We start from the raw sequence: 2,359 nt of genomic DNA, 5'->3' as shown, positions 1-2,359 counted from the left end.
AGGCGACCCGCTCGACGGGCACTCCTGCGCCGATGGCCCGCCCGGCGATCTTCTGCGCGAGCGCGAGCGCCGGCATCCCGCGCGGCACTCCGTCGAGCACGCTGCGTCGGGTGCGCTTCTCCGCGGCCTTGGCGGCGTTCCAGTGCACCAGCACCTGCTCGGGAGTCTCAGCCACCTCCCCGGCGAACACATGCGGATGACGACGCACCATCTTCTCCGTGAGCGTCTGCGCCACGTCGTCGATGTCGAACGGATCGTCCGGGTCCTGCGCGGCGATCGCCGCGTGGAACAGCACCTGCCAGAGCAGATCCCCCAGTTCCTCGCGCAGGTCGTCGCGAGAGCCGACCTCGACGGCATCGATCACCTCGTGCGACTCCTCGATCAGATAGGGCACGAGGTCGCGATGCGTGATCTGCTGCGACCACACGCAGCGCTCCCTGACCGCGCGCATGGTCTCGGCAGCCTCGCGCAGCGGGTCCTCCCCGGGCGAGCGGACCTCGGATTCAACGCTCACGGTTCCTCCTTCTCCCGATGACCGGTTCACGACGGCGACCGATCACGACGCGCGATCACGACGCCGGATCACGACGCCGCGGATGAGAGCCGACGGTACCAGCGCGCACGCAGCGACACGATGATGCCGGAGAGCACCAGCGCGATCAGCGAGCCCACCAGCACACCGAGGATCGCCTGATCCCTGATGCCGCCGTCCTCCGCGAAAGCGAGGTTCGCCAACAACAGGGACACCGTGAACCCGATGCCGCCGAGAGCGCCGGCCGAGAGGATGTCGGCGAACGGCAACGCCGGGTCCGATCCCTTCGGGCGGATGCGCATCGCGATCCAGCCGAACAGCGAGATGCCGATGATCTTGCCCACCGGCAGGGCGACCACGATCGCCCAGAATGCCGGGGACAGCTGCGTGATCGAGACGGCGGGGATCACGACGAACGCCGCGACGAAGGCGAACAGCGGCAGGATCGCCCCGTTCACCGTCGGCTCGAGCGCGTGTCTCGTGCGCTCGGCGGGGACGGGTGCCATCACGAGTCCGAGCAGCACGCCGGCGATCGTCGCGTGGATGCCGGAGGAGGCGACCAGACCCCAGGTGACGACGCCGACCAGGACCATGGCAACGGCGATCAGGGGGTGGCCCTTCGCATGCAGGAGTCGGCTCAGCGCCCAGAACACGGCCACGCCCACGATCGCGAGTCCGAACAGCAGCCACTGCACATCGACGGCGAACAGCACGGCGATGAAGACGATCCCGATGATGTCGTCGAGGATCGCCAGGGCGAGCAGGAAGACGCGCACCCGCGACGGGAGTCCCTTGCCGAACATCGCCAGCACCCCGAGCGCGAAGGCGATGTCGGTCGCCGTCGGGATAGGCCAGCCCGGTGCCGTGACGCTGTCCCCACCGGCGATCAGCAGGTAGACCGCGATCGGGACGAGCACTCCTCCGGTGGCCGCGATGGCAGGCTGCACCGCCTTGCGCGGGGAATCGAGTTCACCGTGGGTGAGCTCGTGGCGCAGCTCGATGGCCACGACCAGGAAGAAGACGGCGAGGAGACCGTCGGACACCCAGTGCGCGATCGACAGGTCGAGGGCGGTGCCTGGCACGGCGATGTGGACGTCGAGGAGGGCGGCGAGCGCATCATGCGTCGGGAGGTTCGCGAGCAGCAGGCCGAGCCCGGCCGCGAGAAGGAGGAGGACGGCGGGGAACTGCTGTCCGCGGAGGGGGTTCGCTGAGATGCGCATCCCGTCCATCGTAGGTCGCGCGCGTGCCGCGCACCCGGACGGCGCGGTGACGGAGTACGTCGTCATGCGTGCAGGCGACCCCTCGCACGCGGGATACTCTCGAGGGGTGACCCCCGCACACTCCTTCTCCGAACCCACGAACACCGAGGCCATCCGCGTGATCGGCCGATTCGAGGCGGGCCAGGGCATCCCCGATGCCATGCGCACCGACGTCCGCATGCTGGGCCAGCTGCTCGGTCAGGTGCTGCGCGAGGCCGGTGGCGACGACCTGTTCGACGACGTCGAACGTCTGCGCCTCGCCACGATCCAGGCCTATGAGGACGAGACCTCGGACGCCTTCGAGCGCGCCGCGGCCATCGCCGAGTCGTTCACGGTCGCCCGTGCCGATGAGGTCGCCCGCGCCTTCACCTGCTACTTCCACCTCGTGAACCTCGCGGAGGAGCATCAGCGCGTGCGTGTGCTGCGCGAGCGCGCCGGCCAGCCGGGTCGCGAGGACGCCGCGGACACCGTCGCCACCGCATACGCGCGCCTGCGCACCGAGGTGGGCGACGACGAGGCGCGACGTCGGCTGGAGGGGCTCCGCTTCCACCCGGTCTTCACCGCGCAC

At 69.8% G+C, this 2,359-nt stretch carries 3 protein-coding genes; 1 reads left to right on the top strand and 2 read right to left on the bottom strand.

Annotated elements, in window-relative coordinates:
• Positions 1-451: MazG nucleotide pyrophosphohydrolase domain-containing protein (locus tag DSP71_RS01130; RefSeq protein ID WP_258546195.1), on the bottom strand; the 451-nt coding region annotated here is incomplete at its 3' end.
• 131 nt (positions 452-582) lie between these two features.
• Positions 583-1,752, bottom strand: coding sequence for a Na+/H+ antiporter NhaA (gene nhaA, locus DSP71_RS01125; protein ID WP_113680147.1), 1,170 nt, complete (start codon positions 1,750-1,752; stop codon positions 583-585).
• Positions 1,753-1,858: 106 nt separating this feature from the next.
• Between nhaA and DSP71_RS01120 the strand changes: the two genes are divergently transcribed.
• The coding region (locus DSP71_RS01120) for a phosphoenolpyruvate carboxylase (protein WP_220151061.1) at positions 1,859-2,359 on the top strand (501 nt) is incomplete at its 3' end.

The sequence above is a fragment of the Microbacterium sp. H6 genome, assembly GCF_003314775.1.
Classification (GTDB): domain Bacteria; phylum Actinomycetota; class Actinomycetes; order Actinomycetales; family Microbacteriaceae; genus Microbacterium; species Microbacterium oxydans.
Note: the sequence above shows the minus strand (reverse complement) of the source record. Positions and strands in the feature narration are given on the sequence as shown.

Coding starts and splice junctions, on each gene's coding strand:
- nhaA (WP_113680147.1), bottom strand. CDS start 1,752: ATGCGCATCTCAGCGAACCCCCTCCGCGGACAGCAGTTCCCCGCCGTC.